This window comes from Pseudomonas sp. CP-1 (assembly GCF_021213715.1).
GTDB classification, from domain to species: Bacteria; Pseudomonadota; Gammaproteobacteria; order Pseudomonadales; family Pseudomonadaceae; genus Pseudomonas; species Pseudomonas aeruginosa.
Window position 1 is genome coordinate 93,063 of the sequence record NZ_JAJQKY010000004.1, and the last position, 21,600, is coordinate 114,662.

Genomic DNA, 21,600 nt, shown 5'->3' on the forward strand with positions numbered 1-21,600 from the left:
AGCGACTCCTCGTTGTACTGATCAGTACCGACCTGGTGGGAGGCTGCGCGGTTGGCCCCGATTACCAGCGTCCCGAGATTTCCCTGTCCGAGCGCTTCCTGGGGCAGGAGGCTGTCGAGCAGCGGCCTGTGAGTTCCATGGGCGATTTGATCGATTGGTGTGCTGGGGCTGCGTTGGCGCCTGTTTGACTTCGGCCGCATCGATGCCCAGATCGACCTGGCCAAAGGGCAGGAAGCCGAGCAACTGGCGGCTTACCGCCTCGCCGTGCTGCGCGCCACCGAGGACGTGGAAAACGCCTTCTCGGCACTGGTCAAGCGTGAGCAGCAGGCCAACGTGCTTGAGCAGGGCGTGGATTCGCTCAGCCGCGCGCGGCAGGCATCGTTCGAGGCCTACCAGCAGGGCGTCGTCAGCTTGATCGAAGTGCTGCAGGCCGACGACAACCTGCTGCGCGCCGCCGATGCCCGAGCCCAGGCGCAAACCGAGTCGGCCCGCACTGGCGTTGCGGCATTCAAAGCGTTGGGCGGTGGCTGGAAGGTGCCCGAGGCGCTTGCGGCCAAGTGATTGCAATGCTGTATCAGGTAGTTGCTTTGTGCTGATCTTCAGTAACTAGTGATGGCGATGCCGACAGTCCGTTATTGGCCGTAGCTGCCCGCCACTAGTGTCAGCTTCCGGCCAGAAGCAGCCGCTCGATTTGGGCTGAATCTTACCTGTGGCGTTGCGTAGTCTATTACTAATGTCATCAGTCGGGATTTGGCAGGCTGCGGTGTGAAGCACGCGGCAGGCGAGAGCGAAGTCCAAGCAAGGGGGCAGTCGTGGAAAACTTCCATATTCTGGCGACCGTGCTTTCGATGATCCTGGGCTTGTCCATCACCAGGGTTCTGTTGGGCGCCATGACCGTTTTCAGGATTCGCCGCACGGCACAGCCAGACTGGGTCGCACTTGCTTGGGCACTCGTGCTTTTCCTGTTCCAACTGCAGTTCTGGTGGGCCCTAAACGACCTCCCCACCTTAAAGAATGCCTTTTCGTTCATCGAGTTCCTGCTTTTGGTCTGCCTGTCACTATCGCTGTTTAGTGCGGCGGCGTTGATATTGCCAAGTCGCAGCGAAGACGAGGCCGATGGCCTTCAGGTCTACTTTGAACAAGATGGACGCTTTGCCCTATTGGCGATCTGCATTTATCTAGGATTAGGAAGTACGACCAATATCCTGTTCTTCAACGCCTCACCATTCCAGCTATGGGGTGCGTTGGATTTGGTCATGTTCACAGTATCGCTGGCAGCGTTCTTCTCTCGCTCTCGCCGCTTTTACGCGCCACTGACACTGGTGTATCTACCCTTGGCAATGATAGATATCGCTGTTTCGTTGGGAGCGTAGAAAGTTAGCGCTTTTCAACACTCAGAGGCTACTGCCCGCTTGTGGCCGGTAGCTATCGCTCATTACCGGCTGCTTTCGCCCCCTGGCTGCCGTCAGCCGCTGACAGAAAAGGCCACAAGGAGTTTTGTGAAGCCAAGCCAAGGACACGTTCAACCCAAAACTAAAAATCCATGTCTACACAAAACCCTACCGCGACTCATAGAGCTATCGCAGAGCAGTGCAGCGAAGCGTGGTATGCTCCACCGCACGCTCAGATATCTGCCAAAGTGCCGGCAATAGCGCTTACTCTGATGGGCAATTTCGCATCGTTACCTCGAACTCATTGTAATCAAACGCCAGTACGCGAACGGTAGCAACCTCATTACTAAACGAGCGGCTTGCTCATATTGATACCGGTCACACAAAAGCCACTACCTTCATAAACATGTTTGGCTCGTTCGTTGTCGCCAGCTACTCGTAATTTTATCTGTTGAAATCCTCGAAGTTTAAGCTCCCGCTCCAAAGACTCCAAGGCCTGCTTGGCGAGACCTTTTCCCTGGTGGACGGGAAGAATGTGGAAATCATTTATAAATGCCAAGTGCAGGGACAGATCCTCTTCGTACCACAGATATCCTATGACCTCTTCAGGGCCATCTGCCGGATCGTACAGGCACAGCAAAGATTGTCCAGCCGTATTGATACCGTCAGGTAAATCATCTGCTATTTCCAATTTGGCTTGCACAAGAGATTCACTGTACGAAAGCCTATGACTGGATGAAATCTCAGATGCATAGGCAGGGACAAAATAATCGAGATAACCTGAGAATTCGCTTTCTCGCATAGGTCTTAACGAGATCATTGGACGCTTCCATTTTTTAATGTTTTTTCTAGGCAGAACATAAGTATTCAAAAAGTGAGAATTTCACAGCGCTAGCGCGATAATAATCAGCTACCAAAGGCATGACATCATCTCACGATAGAGCCCGAAAGGGTTCCGCCAGCACTAACGGAAAGACCAGACTTACACCCGCCCATGAGAGTTTACCGTATCGTCTCTCTTAAGTCTGGTAAACATCTGGGTCGGCTATTCGACCCGAGAGCCTGCCGATCATTGCCGAGGGCAACTCATGGTGCAAACTCTGTTAGGTAGTTCGTCTTCTTTGGTCGAACGGCAGCTTCCGAGCCCTAGCCGCTTCTCGTGGAGGACAGCTAATGCTGGCTCGTCACGCTCCCCACGAGAGCACGCTGCACTACACCGCTTGCACTGACATAAAGTCCAAGGGCGATGTCCATCATGATTGAGTAAGCAAGATCAGTTCAGCGGCCTTCGATCATTCCATTTCCTTACTGACTCCCTGCTGGGCAGATCAATCTAAACGAAAGGGTAAGTCCGCTCTTGGCCGAAAGCGGTCATTGAACGCCCACTCCACAAGCAATTGCCCCACGAATCCAGATCGCGCCTAGACCATCACGACGCAGTTACAGCATAGGAAAACCCACACGCTCTGGGGCAATGCGACATGAGTGGCTTCCCCTCCGCCAGCGTGCTCAGGAACGACTGGCAGAGGGGTCGCCCACCCTACACCCAACGCCGGAACAACAGGCTGGCATTCACCCCGCCGAAGCCGAAGCCATTGGACAGCGCGTGTTCCATCGGCCAGCGCCGGGCTTCGCCGCGAACCAGGTCGAGGCCCTCGGCGTCGGTGTCGGGCGTTTCCAGGTTGAGCGTGGCGGGGGCGAGCTGGTCGCGCAGTGCCAGGACCGTGAAGATCGCCTCGATGCCGCCGGCGGCGCCCAGAAGGTGGCCGGTGGCGGATTTGGTCGCGCTGATGGCGAGCCCGCTGCCGGTGCCGAACACGGCCTTGATGGCGGCCAGTTCGCCCTTGTCGCCTACCTGGGTGGAGGTGGCGTGGGCATTCAGGTGCTGCACCGCGGCCGCTTCCACGCCGGCCTGGCGCAGCGCCTGCTGCATGGCCCGGCGGGCGCCGCTGCCATCTTCCGGCCCGGCGGTCATGTGGTAGGCGTCGGCGCTGGTGCCGTAGCCCACCAGCTCGGCGATGGGCCTGGCGCCGCGCGCCAGGGCGTGCTCCAGTTCCTCGATGACCAGTAGGCCAGCGCCTTCGCCCATGACGAAGCCGTCGCGGGCCTGGTCGAAGGGGCGCGAGGCGCGTTCGGGGCTGTCGTTGAAATCGCTGGACAGGGCGCGCGCGGCGGCGAAGCCGGCCAGGCTGACCCGGTGGATGGTCGCTTCCGCGCCGCCGCAGAGCGCCACGTCGACCTCTCCCGCGCGGATCATCCGCGCCGCGTCGCCGATGGCTTGCACGCCCGCCGCGCAGGCGGTCACCGGGGCGCCCAGCGGTCCCTTGAAGCCATGGCGGATCGACACATGGGCGGCCGCCATGTTGCAGAGAAAGGACGGGATGGTGAAGGGCGACAGGCGCCGCGGTCCCTTGCCGTCGGTGGTCCGCACCGCTTCGGCGATGGCATGGAAGCCGCCCACCCCGGAGGCGATGACGGTCGCCGTGCGCTCCTGCGCCTCGGCGCTCTGCGGCGCCCAGCCGGCCTGCGCCAGGGCCTCTTGCGCGGCGGCCAGGGCGAAGAGGATGAAGCGGTCCATCTTGCGTTGTTCCTTGGCGGCCAGCAGCAGGTCGGGATCGAAGCCGGCCTGCGGGTCCTGGACACGGTCGGGGACCTGGCCGCCGATGCTGATGGGCAGGTCGCCGATCAGCTCCGCTGGGAGCGTGGCGATGCCCGATTGCCCGGCCAGCAGGCGTTGCCATATGGGTTCGACTCCGCAGCCCAGCGGGCTGACCGCGCCCATGCCGGTGACGACGATACGTTTGCTCATGAGGGTCCGAGTCCTTCTGTTCCGATGGAATAGCAGTCAGTGGACGTAACTATCATCATGAAAGTAACATGCGGACCAGCACTTTGTGAGCCTCGCCAAGGAAGAACCATGCAACGCAAGACCTTCGCCGATGCCGAATGCCCCATAGCCCGCAGCCTGGAACGGGTCGGCGAATGGTGGAGCATCCTGATCATGCGCGATGCGCTACAGGGCCTGCGCCGCTTCGACGAATTTTCCCGCAGCCTGGATATCGCGCCGAACATGCTCACCCGGCGCCTGAACGCGCTGGTGGAGGCGGGCCTGCTCGAACGCCAGCCCTACAGCCAGCGTCCGCTGCGCTATCAGTACGTGCCCACGGCCAAGGGCGAGGATTTTCGCGTCGTGCTCATGGCTTTCGTCGCCTGGGGCAATCGCCATTACGCAGAGGAAGGGCAGAGCGTGCAGCTCGTCGAGCGAACAAGCGGGCGGCCGGTGCGCTCGTTCATGGCGGCTCTCGCCGATGGCCGAACGGTACCGCTGGAGCAATGCACCGTGCAGGCCGGGCCTGCCGCCAGCGAGGAAATGCGCCAGCGCCTGGCGGCCATGCCGGAGCGGAGTGAGCTACCGGCTCGATGAACGGGCTCCCTGGCGTACGCCGCCTGGTCGAGGAGGCGGACGAGGCGTTCGCGGTTCTGTTCCTTGTAGCTGGCCATCGTTCGCGGTCGTGGTTGGGAGAAACGCGATCGTCGAGGCTTGCGCATGGCGCTGGCAGGTCCGCCTCGCGAGCCGTTCGGCAACACCGCGAGCCCTCGGCCTGCTAGAGTGTGCAGCCTCGTTCGCGGAGGTCTGCATGCGTATTCTCGCCGATGAAAACATTCCCGTGGTCGACGCCTTCTTCGCCGACCAGGGCTCCATTCGCCGCTTGCCCGGGCGCGCCATCGACCGCGCGGCGCTGGCCGAGGTCGACGTGCTGCTGGTGCGCTCGGTCACCGAGGTCAGCCGCGCCGCGCTGGCCGGCTCGCCGGTGCGCTTCGTCGGCACCTGCACCATCGGCACCGACCATCTCGACCTCGACTACTTCGCCGAGGCCGGCATCGCCTGGTCCAGCGCGCCCGGCTGCAACGCCCGCGGGGTGGTGGACTACGTGCTCGGCTGCCTGTTGGTGATGGCCGAGAAGCGCGGCGCCGACCTGGCCGAACGCACCTATGGCGTGGTCGGCGCCGGGCAGGTCGGCGGGCGGCTGGTGGAGGTGCTGCGCGGGCTGGGCTGGAAAGTGCTGGTCTGCGATCCGCCGCGCCAGGCACGCGAGCCGGACGGCGAGTTCGTCTCGCTGGAACGGCTGCTGGCCGAGGCCGACGTGATCAGCCTGCACACTCCGCTGAACCGCGACGGCGAATACCCGACCCGTCACCTGCTGGATGAGACCCGCCTGGCCGCCCTGCGTCCCGGCACCTGGCTGGTCAACGCCAGCCGTGGCGCGGTGGTCGACAACCAGGCCCTGCGCCGCCTGCTCGAAGGCGGCGCCGACCTGGAAGTGGCGCTGGACGTCTGGGAAGGCGAACCGCAGGCCGACCCCGAACTGGCCGCGCACTGCCTGATCGCCACGCCGCACATCGCCGGCTACAGCCTGGAAGGCAAGCTGCGCGGCACCGCACAGATCTACCAGGCCTACTGCGCCTGGCGCGGCATCGCCGAACGTGTGAGCCTGCAAGACGTGCTGCCGGAAACCTGGCTCGCCGGCCTGCAACTCAACCCCGGCTGCGACCCGGCCTGGGCGCTGGCCACTCTGTGCCGCGCGGTATACGACCCGCGCAGCGACGACGCCGCCTTCCGCCGCAGCCTGACCGGCGACAGCGCCACCCGCCGCGCCGCCTTCGACGCCCTGCGCAAACACTACCCGCCGCGCCGCGAGATCACCGGCCTGCGCGTCGCCACCGGTGGACAGGCGGAGTTGCAGCGGGTGGTGCGGGCGCTGGGGGCGCAGTTGGTCTAGGAATGGGCGGCTGGTTCGGTCTACTTGAGCAACTGCTCAGGCGTCTCCTGCCGCCGATAGGGAAACACGTCGATCACCTTGCCCTCGCGGATCTGCTCCTGCAGGCCCTGCCAGTATTTGGCGTCGTAGAGGTTGCCGTGCAGCTTGGCGAATAGCCGGCGCTGGTTGAGGTCGACGAACAGGAAGCGCGGGAATTCTTCCGGGAACACGTCGTTGGGCCCCACCGAATACCAGGGCTCGGACGACATCTCGTCCTCGGGGAAGCGCGGCTCGGGGATGTAGCGGAAGTTCACCTCGGTGAGGTAGCAGATCTCGTCGTAGTCGTAGAACACCACCCGGCCGTGGCGGGTCACGCCGAAGTTCTTCAGCAGCATGTCGCCGGGGAAGATGTTCGCTGCCGCCAGTTGCTTGATCGCCAGCCCGTAGTCGTTCAGCGCCTCGCGGGTCTGCGCCTCGCTGGCGTTCTCCAGGTAGATGTTCAGCGGGGTCATGCGCCGCTCCGTCCAGCAGTGGCGGATCAGCACCACGTCGCCTTCCATCACCACCGTCGACGGCGCCACTTCCAGCAGTTCTGCCAGGCACTCCGGCTCGAACTTGCTCACCGGGAAGCGGAAGTCGGCGAACTGCTGGGTGTCGGCCAGGCGTCCGACCCGGTCGTGGTTCTTCACCAACTGGTACTTCTGGATCACCGTGGCGTGGTCGACGCTCTTCGAAGGGTTGAAGCGGTCCTTGATGATCTTGAACACCGTGTTGAAGCCGGGCAGGGTGAACACGCTCATCACCATGCCGCGCACCCCGGGGGCCATGACGAAGCGGTCGTCGGTGGTCGCCAGGTGGTTGATCAGGGCGCGGTAGAACTCGCTCTTGCCCTGCTTGTAGAAGCCGATCGACGTGTACAGCTCGGCCAGGTGCTTGCCCGGCAGCAGGCGCTTGAGGAAGGCCACCAGCTCGGCCGGCACCGGCACGTCGACCATGAAGTAGGAGCGGGTGAAGGAGAAGATGATCGAGACTTCCGCCTCGTCGGTGATCACCGTGTCGAACTGGATGCCGTGGCCCTCGCGGTGCAGCAGCGGGAACACCAGCGGCCACTGCTCGTCCGGGGTGAACAGGCGACCCACCAGGTAGGCGCCCTTGTTGCGATAGAACACCGAGCCGATCAGCTCGATGGCCAGGTCCGGGTCCTTGCACACCCAGTCCGGCAGGTTGCTGTGCAGCAGTGCGTCGATCCGTTCGAGGTCGCGCTCGCGGTCGTCGTAGGGCACGTCGAAGCGGTAGTCGTCGAAGATCTTCTCCAGCGCCTGGCGCAAGTCGCCGCCCGGCCGGTAGGTGCGGGTGTAGGGCGCGCGGGCGTGGGCGCGCAGCGAGGGCCGGGTGGTGTGCACGAACATCGTGCCGTCGCTGATGTTGTCGTGGCTGAACAGCCCGCAGAAGATCGAGTTGAACCAGGTCTCGGCCAGCTCGTCGTCCAGCCGCAGGTCGATCTGCGCGATGTAGGCGCTCTTGATGATCGGCCAGCGCTCCACGTCCAGCAGCTCGCTGTCGGCCAGCCCCGCGCGCAGCCCGGCCACCGTCTCGGCGACCTTTTCCTCGTAGAGGTTGATCCGCTGCGCCGAGGCGCGCTGCGCTTCCTGCCACTGCGCCTGCTCGAAGCGGGCACGGGCGCCGTCGGTGATCTCGCGGAACTGCTCTCGGTAATCGTCGAAACCGCGCAGGATGAGGGCGGCGATTTCGCTGGCTGGGGCGCTCTGGACCATGCTGGCGTCCTTTCGTTGTTCGAAGGTCGAGCTTAGCCAGAGCCGCGCGGCAGGGAAAGCGCGATCTCCGACCGGCTGGTCGAGCCCGGCGCAGACGCTTATGCTGGGTGGCCAGACAGCCCAGGGATGACCGCAATGACCGCCGAATCGCCGACGATCCGCCTCGAACGCTACAGCGAACGCCACGTGGAAGGCCTCACCGCCCTGTACAACGACCCCGCCGTGGCCCGCCAGGTCCTGCAGATGCCCTACCAGTCGGTGGAGCAGCGGCGCAAGCGCCTGCACGACAGCGTGGACGACGACCGCCTGCTGATTCTCGTCGCCTTGCACGAGGGGGACGTCATCGGCAGCGCCAGCCTCGAACAGCACCCGCGCATCCGCCGCAGCCACAGCGGCAGCATCGGCCTGGGTGTCGCCGTCGCCTGGCAGGGCAAGGGCGTCGGCAGCCGCCTGCTCGGCGAACTGCTGGACATCGCCGACAACTGGATGAACCTGCGCCGCGTCGAACTCACCGTCTACACCGACAACGCCCCGGCGCTGGCGCTGTATCGCAAGTTCGGCTTCGAGACCGAAGGAGAAATGCGCGACTACGCGGTGCGGGATGGGCGCTTCGTGGATGTGTACAGCATGGCGCGCTTGCGGAGGGTCGAGGGTCGGGTGGGGGAGTGAGGGTGGCCGGGAGACTGCCTCCGGCCAGCAGTGGCCTATTTAAGGACCGCTCCAGCCCACCGATACAGGTGACTCAGCCACGCGAAACTCAGCAGTGCAGAAGTGTGGCTCCCCCCAGCTAGAGTTCGGACACCTTCGGGGCTTTTTTCATGAGCGTGTCAGTCGCGGCGATGCACCGAGCGACCGGCGGCGAAGGTTTCCTTCACCGTGCGGTCGTCGCCGAGGATGGTCAGCGCGAACAGCCGTTCGGCCAGGCTGCCGGCCTGGCTCAGGCGGTAGGAGAGCAGCGGGGTGGCGTGGTAGTCGAGGACCACGAAGTCCGCCTCGTTGCCGGTGGCGAAGCTGCCGATCCGGTCGTCCAGCTCCAGCGCGCGGGCGCCGCCGAGGGTGGCGAGGTAGAGCGACTTGAACGGATCGAGGCGGGCGCCCTGCAACTGCATGACCTTGTACGCCTCGTTCAGGGACTGCAGCTGGGAGAAGCTGGTGCCGGCGCCGACATCGGTGCCGAGGCCGACCTTGACCTTGTAGCGCTCCAGCTTCGGCAGGTCGAACAGACCGCTGCCGAGGAACAGGTTGGAGGTCGGGCAGAACGCCACTGCCGAGCCAGTCTCCGCCAGGCGCTGGCATTCGCCGTCGCACAGGTGCACGCCATGGGCGAACACCGAGCGCGGCCCGAGCAGGCCGTGGTGGTCGTAGACGTCCAGGTAGCCGCTGCGCTCGGGGAACAGCTCCTTCACCCACTCGATTTCCTTGAGGTTCTCCGACAGGTGGGTGTGCAGGTATACGCCGGGATGCTCGCGCAGCAGCCGCGCCGCCATGTCCAGCTGTTCCGCAGTGCTGGTCGGGGCGAAGCGCGGGGTCACTGCGTAGAGCAGACGGCCCTGGCCGTGCCAGCGCTCGATCAGCGCCTTGCTGTCGCGGTAGCTGCTCTCGGCGGTGTCGGTCAGGTAGTCCGGCGCGTTGCGGTCCATCATCACCTTGCCGGCGATCAGGCGCAGGTCCAGGCGCCGGGCGGCCTCGAACAGCGATTCCACCGATTGCCGGTGCACGCTGCCGAAGACCAGCGCGGTGGTGGTGCCGTTGCGCAGCAGTTCCTGCAGGAAGATCTCGGCGACCTGGTCGGCATGGGCCTGGTCACCGAATTGGCGCTCGGTGGGGAAGGTATAGGTGTTCAGCCAGTCCAGCAGTTGTTCGCCGTAGGAGGCGATCATCCCGGTCTGCGGGAAATGGATGTGGGTATCGATGAAGCCGGGGGTGATCAGCGCGTCGCGGTACTCGAAGACCTCGACCTCGCCGATCTCGCCGAGCAGGGTTTCGGCGTCACCGAGGCGAGCGACCTTGCCGTCCTCCACCAGCAACAGGCCGTCCTCGAAGTATTCGTAGGAGCGTTCGACGCCGACCTCCGCGGGGTCGGCGATGCTGTGCAGGATGGCGGCGCGGTAGGCTTTGGCGTTGCGGGTCATGGCAGTCTCGAAAAAAGGTTCGTGGGAGGTCCGCCGCCTGGCGGCGGACGCGGGGGAGCGGGGGGCCGCTCAGGATTCATGGGCGCGGCGCGACTCCGGGGTCAGCCGGGTGACGCTCGACGGCCCCTGCTTGCGTTCCAGGCCGAAGGCGGCGTTGTAGGTGGCGATCACCTCGCCGGCGATGGAGATGGCGATCTCCGCCGGCAGCTTGCCTTTCACCTGATCCAGGCCCATCGGGCAGCGCATCCGTTGCAGGCGTTCGGCGTCGACGCCACGTTCGCGCAGGCGGTGCTCGAACTTGACGCGCTTGGTCTTCGAGCCGATCAGGCCGAAGTAGGCGAAGTCGTTGCGCGCCAGGATCGCCGCGGTAAGCTCCAGGTCCAGCGGGTGGTTGTGGGTCATGACGATGAAGTGGCTGCCGGACGGCATCCGCTCGACCTCGTCGAGCACTTCGTCGTTCACCACTTTCTCCACGCCGTCGGGCAGGAGCGCGGGAAATTCGTGTTCCCGCGAATCGATCCAGCGCACCCGGCAGGGCAGGCTGGCGAGCAAGGGTACCAGGGCGCGACCGACGTGGCCCGCGCCGAACACGGCGATGTGTGCCTGCGGCTGGCCCATCGGCTCGAACAGCAGCACCGTGGCGCCGCCGCAGCACTGGCCGAGACTGGCGCCCAGGCTGAAGCGCTCCAGACGGGTGTCCTGGGTCCGCGCGGCGAGCATTTCCCGGGCAATGGCCTGGGCCCTGTATTCCAGGTGGCCGCCGCCGATGGTGTCGTAGAGCCGCTCGGCGCTGACCACCATCTTCGAGCCGGCGTTGCGCGGGGTCGAGCCGCGCTCCTCGATGATGGTCACCAGGACGCAAGGTTCGCCGCTACGCTGCAACTCGGCCAGGGCGCTGATCCAGTTCATCTCGTCATCCTCCCGATCGCGGCGGTTCAGGCCGGCTCGACCGCGGCGTCCGCCGCTTGCGCCTGGGCGGTCTTCAACCGGCGCATCTGTTCCACGCCCCAGAGCACCCGCTCGGGCGTCGCCGGCGCGTCGATGGCGGGTTGCGCGCGGTAGTCGGCGAGGCTGGCCACGGCGTCCTTGATCGCGCACCAGACCGAGATGCCGAGCATGAACGGCGGCTCGCCCACGGCCTTGGAATGGAACACGGTCTGCTCCGGATTCTTGCGGTTCTCCAGCAGTTTCACCCGCAGGTCCAGCGGCATGTCGGCGACGGCGGGAATCTTGTAGCTGGCCGGGCCGCTGGTCATCAGCTTGCCCTTGGCGTTCCAGACCAGTTCCTCCATGGTCAGCCAGCCCATGCCCTGGACGAAGCCGCCTTCAACCTGGCCGATGTCGATGGCCGGGTTCAGCGAGTCGCCGACGTCATGCAGGATGTCGGTGCGCAGCATGCGGTATTCGCCGGTGAGGGTGTCGACTATCACCTCCGAGCAGGCGGCGCCGTAGGCGAAATAATAGAAGGGCCGGCCACGGGCCTGTTCGCGGTCGTAGAAGATCTTCGGCGTGCGGTAGAAGCCGGTGCTGGACAACGAGACCTGGCCGAAGTAGGCCTGCTGGACCAGTTCCTCGAACGGCAGGATCAGCTCGCGGATACGCACCTGGTTGTTGCGGAACTCGACGTCTTCCTCGCTGACCTTCCAGTGCCGCGCGGCGAACTCCACCAGGCGCCGCTTGATGGTTTCGGCGGCATTCTGCGCGGCCTTGCCGTTCAGGTCGGTGCCCGAGGAGGCGGCGGTGGGCGAGGTGTTGGGCACCTTGTCGGTATTGGTGGCGGTGATCTGGATGCGCTCCACGTCGACCTGGAAGACCTCGGCGACCACCTGGGCGACCTTGGTGTTGAGGCCCTGGCCCATTTCGGTGCCGCCATGGTTCAGGTGGATGCTGCCGTCGGTATAGATGTGGATCAGCGCACCTGCCTGGTTGAGGAAGGTCGCGGTGAACGAAATGCCGAACTTCACCGGGGTCAGCGCCAGGCCTTTCTTCAGGACCGGGCTGGCGGCATTGAAGGCACGGATTTCCTCGCGGCGGCGGGCGTACTCGCTGCTCGCTTCCAGCTCGGCGGTCATCTCCGCCAGCAGGTTGTGCTCGACGGTCTGGTGGTAATGGGTGACGTTGCGCTCGTCCTTGCCGTAGTAGTTGAGCTTGCGCACCTCCAGCGGATCCTTGCCGAGGCTGCGGGCCACGGCGTCCATGATCTCCTCGATGGCGACCATTCCCTGGGGCCCGCCGAAACCGCGGTAGGCGGTGTTCGAGGCGGTGTTGGTCTTGCAACGGTGGCCGTTGATGGTGGCGTTGCCGAGGAAGTAGGCGTTGTCCGAGTGGAACATGGCGCGGTCGACGATCGAGCCGGAGAGGTCCGGCGAATAGCCGCAGTTGCCGGCCAGGTCGATCTGGATGCCGTGCAGGCGGCCATCGTCGTCGAAGCCGACGTCGTATTCGACGTAGAACGGGTGACGCTTGCCGGTGATCTGCATGTCCTCCATGCGCGGCAGGCGCATCTTCGCCGGACGCCCGGTGTGGTAGGCGACCACCGCGCACAGGCAGGCCGGCGCCGCGGCCTGGGTTTCCTTGCCGCCGAAGCCGCCGCCCATGCGGCGCATGTCGATGACGATGCGGTTGAAGGAAACCCCGAGGACCTCGGCCACCAGCTTCTGCACTTCGGTGGGGTTCTGCGTCGAGCAATAGACGATCATGCCGCCGTCTTCGCTGGGCATTACCGAGGAAATCTGCGTTTCCAGGTAGAAATGCTCCTGGCCGCCGATGTGCAGCGTGCCTTGCAGGCGATGCGGCGCGCCGGCCAGCGCGGCGGCGGAATCGCCGATGCGGTGCTGGTGGCTGTCGAGGACGAAATGGCGCTTGCGCAGGGCCTCGACCACGTCGAGCACCGGTTCCAGGTCTTCGTACTCGACGATCGCCGCCATGGCCGCCTTGCGCGCGGTTTCCAGGCTGTCGGCGGCGACCGCCAGGACCATCTGTCCGACATACTCCACCTTGCCATCGGCCAGCAGCGGGTCGCCGGCCACCACCGGGCCGATGTCCAGCTGGCCGGGAACGTCGGCGGCGGTGAGGGCGATGGCGACGCCGGGGAACTGGTAGCAGGGCGTCACGTCGAGGCGGGTGATGCGGGCGTGGGCGCGCTCGCTCAGGCGCGCATAGACGTGCAACTGGTTGGGAAACTCCAGGCGATCGTCGATGTAGATCGCCTCGCCGCTGACGTGCTTGGGGGCGCTTTCGTGCTTGACGCTGCGGCCGACCCCGGTGGTCAACTCGGCGCGGAACAGGTCGGCCAGCTCTTCCTGGCTCTTGTGCGGCTTGCGATGGTTAGACATAGGCGGTCACCCGGGTTTCGACGGCGGGAGCGTGCAGCTCCAGGAAGCATTTGCGCAGCAGGTTCTGCGCGGTCAGCAGGCGATATTCCTTGCTCGCGCGGAAGTCGCTGAGCGGGGTGAAGTCGTTCGCCAGGGCGGCCGCGGCGCGTTCGAAGCTGGCGGCTTCCAGGCGCGCGCCTTGCAGCGCCGCTTCGCAGGCGGCGGCGCGCTTGGGAATCGCCGCCATGCCGCCGAAGGCGACCCTGGCGCGGGCGATCCGGCCATCTTCCAGGTCGAGGCTGATGGCGGCGCAGACCGCGGAAATATCGTCGTCGATGCGCTTGGAGACCTTGTAGGCCTTGAACGCCTGGCCGGGCCGGGCACGCGGGACCAGGATCTTCTCGATGAACTCGCCTTCTTCGCGGGCGGTGACCTTGTAGTCGAGGAAGTACTCCTCCAGCGGCAGCTCGCGGCGCCGTTCGCCGCGGCGCAGGACGATCTTCGCGCCGAGGGCGATCAGCAGCGGCGGGGCGTCGCCGATCGGCGAGGCGTTGCCGATATTGCCGCCGAGAGTGCCCTGGTTGCGGATCTGCAGGGACGCGAAACGCTGCAGCAATTCGCCGAAGTCCGGGTAGTCCGCGGCCAGCGCCTGGTAGCAGTCGGTCAGCGGGGTGGCGGCGCCGATTTCCAGGCAGTTGACGCCCACTTCGATGCGTTTCATTTCGCGGATGTGGCCGACATAGATCATCACCGGCAGTTCGCGATGGAACTGGGTGACCTCCAGCGCCAGGTCGGTGCCGCCAGCCAGCAGGCGTGCCTGCGGATTGGCGCCGTAGAGGTCGGCCAGGTCGGCGACGGTGAGTGGCAGCAGGCAGCGCCGGTCACCGCTGTTCAGCTCGGCGGTTTCGCGCGGAGCGATGGCGCGCAATTGCTCGATGGTGGCGGCTTCCCGGGCGTCGAACTGGTCTGCGCGCTTGTGGCAGCAGGCCTGCTCGGCAGCGTCGAGGATCGGCCGGTAGCCGGTGCAGCGGCAGAGGTTGCCGGCGAGCGCCTCGTGGGCCTTGGCCGGATCGGCGCCGGCGCTGTTCTTCTGCAGGGCGAACAGCGACATGACGAAGCCCGGCGTGCAGAACCCGCACTGCGAGCCATGGCAGTCGACCATCGCCTGCTGCACGTCGTGCAGGCGGTCCTGGTGCTTGAGGTCCTCGACGGTGATCAATTGCTTGCCGTGAAGGGCGGAAACGAAGGTCAGGCAGGAGTTCAGGCTGCGATAGCGGATGCGTTCGGCACCATCCTCGCCGGTGACCAGTTCGCCGACCACCACGGTGCAGGCGCCGCAATCGCCGGAGGCGCAGCCTTCCTTGGTGCCGGTCTTGCCGAGGTGTCGGCGCAGGTAGTCGAGGACGGTAAGGTTGGGGTCCAGGCGTTCTTCGACGCGGATCTCCCGGTTGAGCAGGAACCTGATCAAGGCGTGCCTCCAGGCGGGTTCTTGTTATTGAATTCTAGGCCTTGCAGGAGAACCGGCCGGAGTGGGGCGGTTTCCGCACAGGGCTCCACGGTAGGAGCTATGGAGGCGAATCTAGAAAAAACTGACTTTTGAGTCAAATAATTTTTTGACCTGTAGGTCAGTCAGTTTGCCCATAAACGAAAACGGCACCCGAAGGTGCCGTTTCCCAGGGGCGGGACGCTCAGATGCGCTGGGTGTCGGTAAGTTGGTATTCCTCGCCGGCATAGTAGGCGCGCACCTTCGGGTCCATCACCGCGCGCCAGAGCGGCGGGAACAGGGCGAGGACGATCATCCCGGCGTAGCCGTTGGGCAGTTGCGGGCTGCTGTCGTAGTGGCGCAGCACCTGGTAGCGGCGCTTGGCGTAGGCATGGTGGTCGGAATGGCGCTGCAGGTGGAAAAGGAACAGGTTGGTCAGGAGGAAATTGCTGTTCCACGAGTGCTCCGGCGTGGTGCGTTCGTAGCGGCCGTTGTCCAGACGCCGCCGATGCAGGCCGTAGTGCTCGACGTAGTTGACGATCTCCAGCAGGGTGAAGGCCATCACCGACTGGCCGAGGAAGAAGATCGCTCCCAGCCAGCCGAAGGCCAGGCTGAAGCCGAGCAGGAAGAGGGCGCTGATGGCGTACCACCAGATCAGCTCGTTGCGCCAGTGCAGGGCCGGCAGGCCCTTGCGCTTCAGGCGCTCGGCCTCCAGGCGCCAGGCGTTGAGGAAGTTGTGCTTGTAGGCGTGCGGGAGGAACGAGTAGAGGCTCTGGCCGTAGCGCGAGGACGAGGCATCTTCCGGGGTCGAGACGTGTACATGGTGGCCGCGCACGTGTTCGACCTTGAAGCCGGCATAGCACACCGCTGCCAGCAGCAGGCCGCCGGCGTTCTGTTCCAGTTGCGGGTCCTTGTGGATCAGTTCGTGGGAGACGGTGATGCCGATGGCGCCCATCACGGTGCCCACCGACAGGATCCAGCCCAGTTGGCCGACCCAGTCCCAGCGGGTCTCGTGGGCGAGGATCCAGCCGGACCAGACGAGCATGCCCAGCAACAGCGGGACGGTGGCCAGGGACAGTACGCGGTAGTAGCCCTGTGCTTCCATCTCCGGCACTTCGCTGGCTTCCTCGGGGTTGGCCGGGTCGCGGCCGACGATGGCATCGAGGATCGGGATCAGCCCGAACACCACGCTGATCACCAGCCAGGGCCAGGCGTTGGGATAGTCGCTACCGAGCGACCACCAGTAGCTGAGCGGGATGCCGAGCACCGCGATCAGCCAGATCCAGTAGCCGTACTTTTTCAGACGCAGCATCCAGGCAGAGGAAAGCGAGGCAAACATGGGAAGTCCTCGTATTTATCTTGTTAGATTGTCTGACAATTGTCCTCCCTTGGCCGGCCTGCCCCATCCCAACCTTCGTTCTGTCCGCCGCTTCGCCGGGAAGCCGGCGGGGTAACGCCCTGTGTTACACTTCCCATCCATATACCCCCGGAAAACGCGCCCCTGGATAAAAGGATCACCATGACGTTCAAGGCCCCGGACAGCCTGGCAGAGCAGATCGCCCACCACCTCGCGGAACGCATCATCCGGGGAGAACTCAAGGAACGGGAACGTATCCAGGAGCAGAAGGTCACCCAGACCCTCAACGTCAGTCGCGGCTCGGTCCGCGAGGCGCTGCTGATTCTCGAACGCCGCCACCTGGTGAACATCCTGCCGCGCCGCGGCGCCCAGGTGTCCGAACTGTCCCCGCAACATGTGGAAAGCCTCTACGCGCTGATCGTGCAGCTCTACATCCTGCTGGCGGAAAGCGTCGCCCGGCGCTGGCGCAGCGAAGCCGAGCTGGCACCGTTCCTGGCCATCCAGCAGCGCCTGCTGAACAACCTGGCGCAAAGCGATATCGACGGCTTCGTCGAGGCCAGTTTCGACATCATGCGCGCGGCCTTTCCTTTCGCGAACAATCCCTACCTGCAGGAGACCGTCGAAAACCTGCTGCCAGCGGTGAGTCGCGCCTACCACCTGGCGCTGGAGCGGCGCAAGGCGGAAATGAACCAGTTCCTCGGCAGTTTCGCCCAGCTCCTGCAAGCGGTGATCGCCCGTGACGAGGCGAGGATCCGCGAGGTCCTGCTGGAATACGGCCGCCACAACTGCCAGCTGGTGCTGGCCGCGCTCGCCGAACGCTGATGGCGACCCTGGCGGGAGCGCACGCATGCGCCTGAAGAGCATCAAGCTGGCGGGGTTCAAGTCCTTCGTCGATCCGACGACGGTGAACTTCCCCAGCAACATGGCGGCAGTGGTAGGGCCGAACGGCTGCGGCAAGTCGAACATCATCGACGCGGTGCGCTGGGTGATGGGCGAAAGCTCGGCGAAGAACCTGCGCGGCGAGTCGATGACCGATGTCATCTTCAACGGCTCGAATACCCGCAAGCCGGTGAGCCAGGCGAGCATCGAGCTGATCTTCGACAACGCCGAGACCACCCTGGTGGGCGAATACGCCCAGTACGCCGAGATATCCATTCGCCGACGGGTCTCGCGGGATGGGCAGAACACCTATTTCCTCAACGGCACCAAGTGCCGGCGGCGCGACATCACCGACATCTTCCTCGGCACCGGCCTGGGGCCGCGCAGCTACTCGATCATCGAACAGGGCATGATCTCCAAGCTGATCGAGGCGCGTCCGGAAGACCTGCGCAACTTCATCGAGGAAGCCGCGGGTATTTCCAAGTACAAGGAGCGCCGCCGCGAAACCGAAAGCCGCATCCGTCGGACCCAGGAAAACCTGGCACGCCTCACCGACCTGCGCGAAGAGCTGGGGCGGCAACTGGAACGCCTGCACCGGCAGGCCCAGTCGGCGGAAAAATACCAGGAACACAAGGCCGAGGAGCGCCAGCTCAAGGCCCAGCTGGGTGCCGTGCGCTGGCGCGACCTGAACGAGCAGGTCGGTCAGCGCGAGCGGGTCATCGGCGACCAGGAGATCGCCTTCGAGGCCCTGGTGGCCGAGCAGCGTGGTGCCGATGCCGGCATCGAACGGCTGCGCGACGGCCATCACGAGTTGTCCGAACGCTTCAACCAGGTGCAGGCGCGCTTCTATTCGGTCGGCGGCGACATCGCCCGGGTCGAGCAGAGCATCCAGCATGGCCAGCAGCGCCAGCGCCAGTTGCAGGACGACTTGCGCGAAGCCGAACGGACCCGCCAGGAAACCGAATCGCACCTCGGGCACGACCGTACCTTGCTCGCGACCCTGGCCGAGGAAATGGCCATGCTCGCACCGGAACAGGAACTCAGCGCGGCCGCCGCGGAAGAAGCGGGCATCGCCCTGGAACAGGCCGAGCAGGGCATGCAGGCCTGGCAGCAGCAGTGGGATGCCTTCAACCAGCAGAGCGCCGAACCCCGCCGCCAGGCCGAGGTGCAGCAGTCGCGCATCCAGCACCTGGAGCAGAGCCTGGAGCGCCTGCAGGATCGCGAGCGGCGCCTGCAGGAGGAGCGTGGCCAGTTGGCGGCCGACCCCGAGGACGCGGCGATCCTCGAACTCAACGAACAGGTGGCGATCGCCGAACTGGCCCTGGAAGAACTGCAATTGCAGGAGCAGGGCCAAGCCGAGCGACTCGAACAATTGCGCCAGGAATTGCAGCAGCTGGCCGCCGAACAGCACCAGGCGCAGGGCGAGTTGCAGCGCCTGAACGGGCGCATCGCTTCGCTGGAGGCCCTGCAGCAGGCCGCTCTCGATCCCGGACAGGGCGCCTTGGAGTGGTTGCGCGAGCAGGGCCTGGAACAACGTCCGCGCCTCGCCGAAGGCTTGCGTGTCGAGCCGGGTTGGGAGCTGGCGGTGGAGACCGTGCTCGGCGCGGATCTGCAGGCGGTCTTGCTGGACGGCTTCGACGGGCTCGCCCTGGCCGGCTTCGGCAAGGGCGAGCTGCGCCTGCTCAGCCCCGCTCGCGGAGCCGCGACGGCGGCCGGTTCGCTGCTGGACAAGGTCCGCGCCGACGCCGACCTGAGTCCCTGGTTGGCCCGGGTGAAACCGGTGGAGACCCTGGAACAGGCGCTCGCCCAGCGCGGCGCCCTGGACGACGGCGAGAGCCTGATCAGTCGCGATGGCTACTGGGTCGGCCGGCACTTCCTGCGGGTCCGGCGCAGCGACGAGGCCCAAGGCGGCATGCTCGCCCGCGCCCAGGAACTGGAGGCGTTGCAGGAACGGCGCGAGGTCCTGGAAACCCGCGTCGCCGAGGGCGAGGAGCGTCTGGCTGCGGCCCGCGACGAGCAGCGCGAGCTGGAAGGCGCGCGCGAGCAGGTGCGGCGCCAGGTCCAGGAGGAGGGGCGCCGGCACGGCGAGCTGAAGGCGCAGTTGTCCGCGCAGCAGGCCAAGGTCGAGCAACTGGTACTGCGTCGCCGCCGTCTCGACGAAGAAGTGGCGGAACTGGCCGAGCAGCGCGCGCTGGAACAGGAGCAACTGAGCGAGGCGCGCCTGACCCTGCAGGAAGCGCTGGATAGCATGGCGCTGGACACCGAGCGCCGGGAAACCCTGCTGGCGGAGCGTGACGCCCTGCGCGAACGGCTCGACCGGATTCGCCAGGATGCCCGTACCCACAAGGACCATGCGCACCAACTGGCGGTGCGGGTCGGCTCGCTGAGGGCGCAGCACAATTCCACCCAGCAGGCTCTGGAGCGCCTCGACCAGCAGTCGGCGCGCCTCAACGAGCGTTGCGAACAGCTCAACCTCAATCTGGAGGAGGGTGCGGCGCCGCTGGAAGAGCTGCGCATGAAGCTCGAGGAGTTGCTGGAGCGACGGATGGCCGTCGAGGACGAACTCAAGCAGGCGCGGCTGGCCCTGGAAGACGCCGATCGCGAACTGCGCGAGGTGGAGAAGCGCCGCGGCCAGGCCGAGCAGCAATCGCAACTGCTGCGTGGCCAGCTGGAGCAGCAGCGCCTGGAGTGGCAGGGGCTGGTGGTGCGGCGCAAAGCCTTGCAGGAGCAGCTCGCCGAAGACGGCTACGACCTGCATACGGTACTGGCCAACCTGCCCCTGGATGCCAGTGAACGCGAATGGGAGGAGCGTCTCGAGAGTCTCGCGGCGCGCATCCAGCGTCTGGGGCCGATCAACCTGGCGGCGATCGAGGAGTACCAGCAGCAGTCCGAGCGCAAGCGCTACCTGGACTCGCAGAACGACGACCTGGCCGAAGCGCTGGAGACGCTGGAAAACGTCATCCGCAAGATCGACCGGGAAACCCGCAATCGCTTCAAGGAAACCTTCGACCAGATCAATGCTGGCCTTCAGGCATTGTTCCCGAAGGTATTCGGCGGCGGTACGGCATATCTGGAACTTACCGGCGAAGATTTACTCGATACCGGTGTGGCGATCATGGCGCGCCCGCCGGGCAAGAAGAACAGCACCATCCACTTGTTGTCCGGCGGGGAAAAGGCGCTGACCGCGCTGGCGCTGGTATTCGCCATCTTCCAGTTGAACCCGGCGCCGTTCTGCATGCTCGACGAAGTCGATGCGCCATTGGACGATGCCAACGTCGGACGTTATGCGCGATTGGTGAAGGAGATGTCGGAAAAGGTGCAGTTCATCTATATCACCCACAACAAGATCGCCATGGAAATGGCCGATCAGTTGATGGGCGTGACCATGCATGAGCCGGGCTGTTCACGGCTTGTTGCAGTTGACGTGGAAGAGGCGGTCGCATTGGCTGAAGCCTGAGTGTCAGGCAGTGTAAACTTGTGCATGGGCATGTTAGTTTAATGGCCACTTTTTGTATCGCGTGGGAAAGTTCTGTCAGAACAAGGTTGGCTCCACGTTTCAAGGGACGGGACGTCCTTTTTTCATTTTTTTATTCACCATTTTCACTAGGGGCTACGGAATTACATGGATATCGGTCTGCGCGAATGGCTTATCGTTATCGGGCTTATCGTGATCGCCGGCATTCTCTTCGACGGTTGGCGGCGGATGCGGGGCGGCAAGGGCAAGTTGAAGTTCAAGCTCGACCGCAGTTTCGCCAATCTGCCGGACGACGACGGCGACTCGGCTGAACTGCTGGGGCCGGCGCGGGTGGTCGAGCATCGCGAGCCGTCCTTCGACGAACAGGACCTGCCCAGCGTCAGTGCCCGCGAAACCAAGGAGCGCAAGGGCGGCAAGCGCCAGGAAGAGCCGCGCCAGGGCGATCTGGACCTCGACGAGGGGCTGGCCCTGGAGGCGGACCCGAGCGATGCCGCCGAGACGGTGGAGCCGCGCAAGGGCAAGTCGAAGGGCCGCAAGGAGAAAGAGCGGGAGAAAGCCCCTGCGGTTGCTGCCGAACCTGCCCCGGTCGACGAGGTGCTGATCATCAACGTCATCGCCCGCGACGAAAGCGGCTTCAAGGGGCCGGCATTGTTGCAGAACATCCTCGAGAGCGGCCTGCGCTTCGGCGACATGGACATCTTCCATCGCCACGAAAGCATGGCCGGCAATGGCGAGATCCTGTTCTCCATGGCCAATGCGGTGAAACCGGGCACTTTCGACCTGGACGACATCGACAACTTCAGCACCCGCGCCGTGAGCTTCTTCCTCGGTCTGCCGGGGCCGCGCCATCCGAAGCAGGCCTTCGACGTGATGGTTGCCGCCGCGCGCAAGCTGGCCCACGAGCTGAACGGCGAGCTGAAGGACGAGCAGCGCAGCGTGTTGACCGCCCAGACCATCGAGCACTACCGCCAGCGCATCATCGACCATGAGCGTCGCAGCCTGATGCAGAAGCGCTGATCCGGCCACAGCCCCTT

Annotated in this window: 15 protein-coding genes and 1 pseudogene; 8 read left to right on the plus strand and 8 right to left on the minus strand. The window is 64.9% G+C overall.

Going from position 1 to position 21,600, the window contains the following annotated elements; all coding sequences use genetic code 11:
• Positions 1-150: 150 nt before the first annotated feature.
• Positions 151-561 (plus strand): annotated as a pseudogene (locus LT948_RS09835) (TolC family protein); the annotation flags it as partial.
• 251 nt (positions 562-812) lie between these two features.
• A complete protein-coding gene (locus tag LT948_RS09840; protein ID WP_025991802.1) occupies positions 813-1,373 on the plus strand; it encodes a hypothetical protein in 561 nt (186 codons plus the stop codon).
• A 364-nt stretch (positions 1,374-1,737) separates the two neighbouring features.
• Here LT948_RS09840 and LT948_RS09845 read toward each other — a convergent pair whose 3' ends face one another.
• Both LT948_RS09845 and fabF read right to left on the minus strand, forming a co-directional pair.
• Positions 1,738-2,211: a GNAT family N-acetyltransferase gene (locus LT948_RS09845; protein ID WP_023657597.1), complete on the minus strand. Its 474-nt coding sequence runs from the start codon at positions 2,209-2,211 to the stop codon at positions 1,738-1,740.
• 720 nt (positions 2,212-2,931) lie between these two features.
• Complete coding sequence (fabF, locus tag LT948_RS09850; RefSeq protein ID WP_003133331.1) at positions 2,932-4,200, minus strand: beta-ketoacyl-ACP synthase II; 1,269 nt, start codon at positions 4,198-4,200, stop codon at positions 2,932-2,934.
• Between the two features lie 108 nt (positions 4,201-4,308).
• Here fabF and LT948_RS09855 point away from each other — a divergent pair, with 108 nt between their 5' ends.
• Positions 4,309-4,815 carry a winged helix-turn-helix transcriptional regulator gene (locus LT948_RS09855; RefSeq protein WP_003086962.1) on the plus strand — a complete coding sequence of 169 codons (507 nt, stop codon included), beginning with the start codon at positions 4,309-4,311 and terminating at the stop codon, positions 4,813-4,815.
• Positions 4,816-5,029: 214 nt separating this feature from the next.
• On the plus strand, positions 5,030-6,172 hold the full coding sequence (gene pdxB / locus LT948_RS09860; protein ID WP_023097802.1) for a 4-phosphoerythronate dehydrogenase PdxB: 1,143 nt from the start codon (positions 5,030-5,032) through the stop codon (positions 6,170-6,172).
• Between the two features lie 20 nt (positions 6,173-6,192).
• Here pdxB and aceK read toward each other — a convergent pair whose 3' ends face one another.
• Positions 6,193-7,926: a bifunctional isocitrate dehydrogenase kinase/phosphatase gene (gene aceK, locus LT948_RS09865; protein WP_003133326.1), complete on the minus strand. Its 1,734-nt coding sequence runs from the start codon at positions 7,924-7,926 to the stop codon at positions 6,193-6,195.
• Between the two features lie 135 nt (positions 7,927-8,061).
• On the opposite strand from aceK, the gene LT948_RS09870 reads away from it, so the two are divergent.
• Positions 8,062-8,595, plus strand: a complete 534-nt coding sequence (locus tag LT948_RS09870; protein WP_023097801.1) for a GNAT family N-acetyltransferase — start codon at positions 8,062-8,064, stop codon at positions 8,593-8,595.
• Between the two features lie 158 nt (positions 8,596-8,753).
• Here the strand turns inward: LT948_RS09870 and guaD are convergent, their stop codons facing one another.
• The 5 genes from guaD to alkB2 all read right to left on the minus strand — a co-directional run bounded on the left by guaD (position 8,754) and on the right by alkB2 (position 16,194).
• The gene (guaD, locus tag LT948_RS09875; protein WP_003083342.1) at positions 8,754-10,058 is read right to left on the minus strand and encodes a guanine deaminase; all 1,305 of its coding nucleotides are present in this window, start codon (positions 10,056-10,058) and stop codon (positions 8,754-8,756) included.
• 69 nt (positions 10,059-10,127) lie between these two features.
• Complete coding sequence (gene xdhC, locus LT948_RS09880; protein ID WP_023097800.1) at positions 10,128-10,967, minus strand: xanthine dehydrogenase accessory protein XdhC; 840 nt, start codon at positions 10,965-10,967, stop codon at positions 10,128-10,130.
• A gap of 26 nt (positions 10,968-10,993) precedes the next feature.
• Positions 10,994-13,393 (minus strand): xanthine dehydrogenase molybdopterin binding subunit, encoded by a 2,400-nt coding sequence (xdhB, locus tag LT948_RS09885; RefSeq protein ID WP_003087217.1) that lies wholly within the window; start codon positions 13,391-13,393, stop codon positions 10,994-10,996.
• The gene (xdhA, locus tag LT948_RS09890; RefSeq protein ID WP_023875552.1) at positions 13,386-14,840 is read right to left on the minus strand and encodes a xanthine dehydrogenase small subunit; all 1,455 of its coding nucleotides are present in this window, start codon (positions 14,838-14,840) and stop codon (positions 13,386-13,388) included. Before xdhA ends, xdhB begins: the two co-directional genes overlap by 8 nt.
• 220 nt (positions 14,841-15,060) lie before the next feature.
• Positions 15,061-16,194 carry an alkane 1-monooxygenase AlkB2 gene (gene alkB2, locus LT948_RS09895; RefSeq protein ID WP_003083349.1) on the minus strand — a complete coding sequence of 378 codons (1,134 nt, stop codon included), beginning with the start codon at positions 16,192-16,194 and terminating at the stop codon, positions 15,061-15,063.
• Positions 16,195-16,374: 180 nt separating this feature from the next.
• On the opposite strand from alkB2, the gene LT948_RS09900 reads away from it, so the two are divergent.
• From LT948_RS09900 to zipA, 3 genes are all read left to right on the plus strand, one after another.
• Positions 16,375-17,034, plus strand: a complete 660-nt coding sequence (locus LT948_RS09900) for a GntR family transcriptional regulator (protein WP_003087224.1) — start codon at positions 16,375-16,377, stop codon at positions 17,032-17,034.
• 25 nt (positions 17,035-17,059) lie between these two features.
• Positions 17,060-20,548, plus strand: coding sequence for a chromosome segregation protein SMC (gene smc / locus LT948_RS09905; protein ID WP_003133020.1), 3,489 nt, complete (start codon positions 17,060-17,062; stop codon positions 20,546-20,548).
• Between the two features lie 165 nt (positions 20,549-20,713).
• Positions 20,714-21,583 (plus strand): cell division protein ZipA, encoded by an 870-nt coding sequence (gene zipA, locus LT948_RS09910; protein ID WP_023092009.1) that lies wholly within the window; start codon positions 20,714-20,716, stop codon positions 21,581-21,583.
• Positions 21,584-21,600 lie beyond the last annotated feature (17 nt).

Coding starts and splice junctions, on each gene's coding strand:
- LT948_RS09845 (WP_023657597.1), bottom strand. CDS start 2,211: ATGATCTCGTTAAGACCTATGCGAGAAAGCGAATTCTCAGGTTATCTC.
- fabF (WP_003133331.1), bottom strand. CDS start 4,200: ATGAGCAAACGTATCGTCGTCACCGGCATGGGCGCGGTCAGCCCGCTG.
- LT948_RS09855 (WP_003086962.1), top strand. CDS start 4,309: ATGCAACGCAAGACCTTCGCCGATGCCGAATGCCCCATAGCCCGCAGC.
- pdxB (WP_023097802.1), top strand. CDS start 5,030: ATGCGTATTCTCGCCGATGAAAACATTCCCGTGGTCGACGCCTTCTTC.
- aceK (WP_003133326.1), bottom strand. CDS start 7,926: ATGGTCCAGAGCGCCCCAGCCAGCGAAATCGCCGCCCTCATCCTGCGC.
- LT948_RS09870 (WP_023097801.1), top strand. CDS start 8,062: ATGACCGCCGAATCGCCGACGATCCGCCTCGAACGCTACAGCGAACGC.
- guaD (WP_003083342.1), bottom strand. CDS start 10,058: ATGACCCGCAACGCCAAAGCCTACCGCGCCGCCATCCTGCACAGCATC.
- xdhC (WP_023097800.1), bottom strand. CDS start 10,967: ATGAACTGGATCAGCGCCCTGGCCGAGTTGCAGCGTAGCGGCGAACCT.
- xdhB (WP_003087217.1), bottom strand. CDS start 13,393: ATGTCTAACCATCGCAAGCCGCACAAGAGCCAGGAAGAGCTGGCCGAC.
- alkB2 (WP_003083349.1), bottom strand. CDS start 16,194: ATGTTTGCCTCGCTTTCCTCTGCCTGGATGCTGCGTCTGAAAAAGTAC.
- LT948_RS09900 (WP_003087224.1), top strand. CDS start 16,375: ATGACGTTCAAGGCCCCGGACAGCCTGGCAGAGCAGATCGCCCACCAC.
- smc (WP_003133020.1), top strand. CDS start 17,060: ATGCGCCTGAAGAGCATCAAGCTGGCGGGGTTCAAGTCCTTCGTCGAT.
- zipA (WP_023092009.1), top strand. CDS start 20,714: ATGGATATCGGTCTGCGCGAATGGCTTATCGTTATCGGGCTTATCGTG.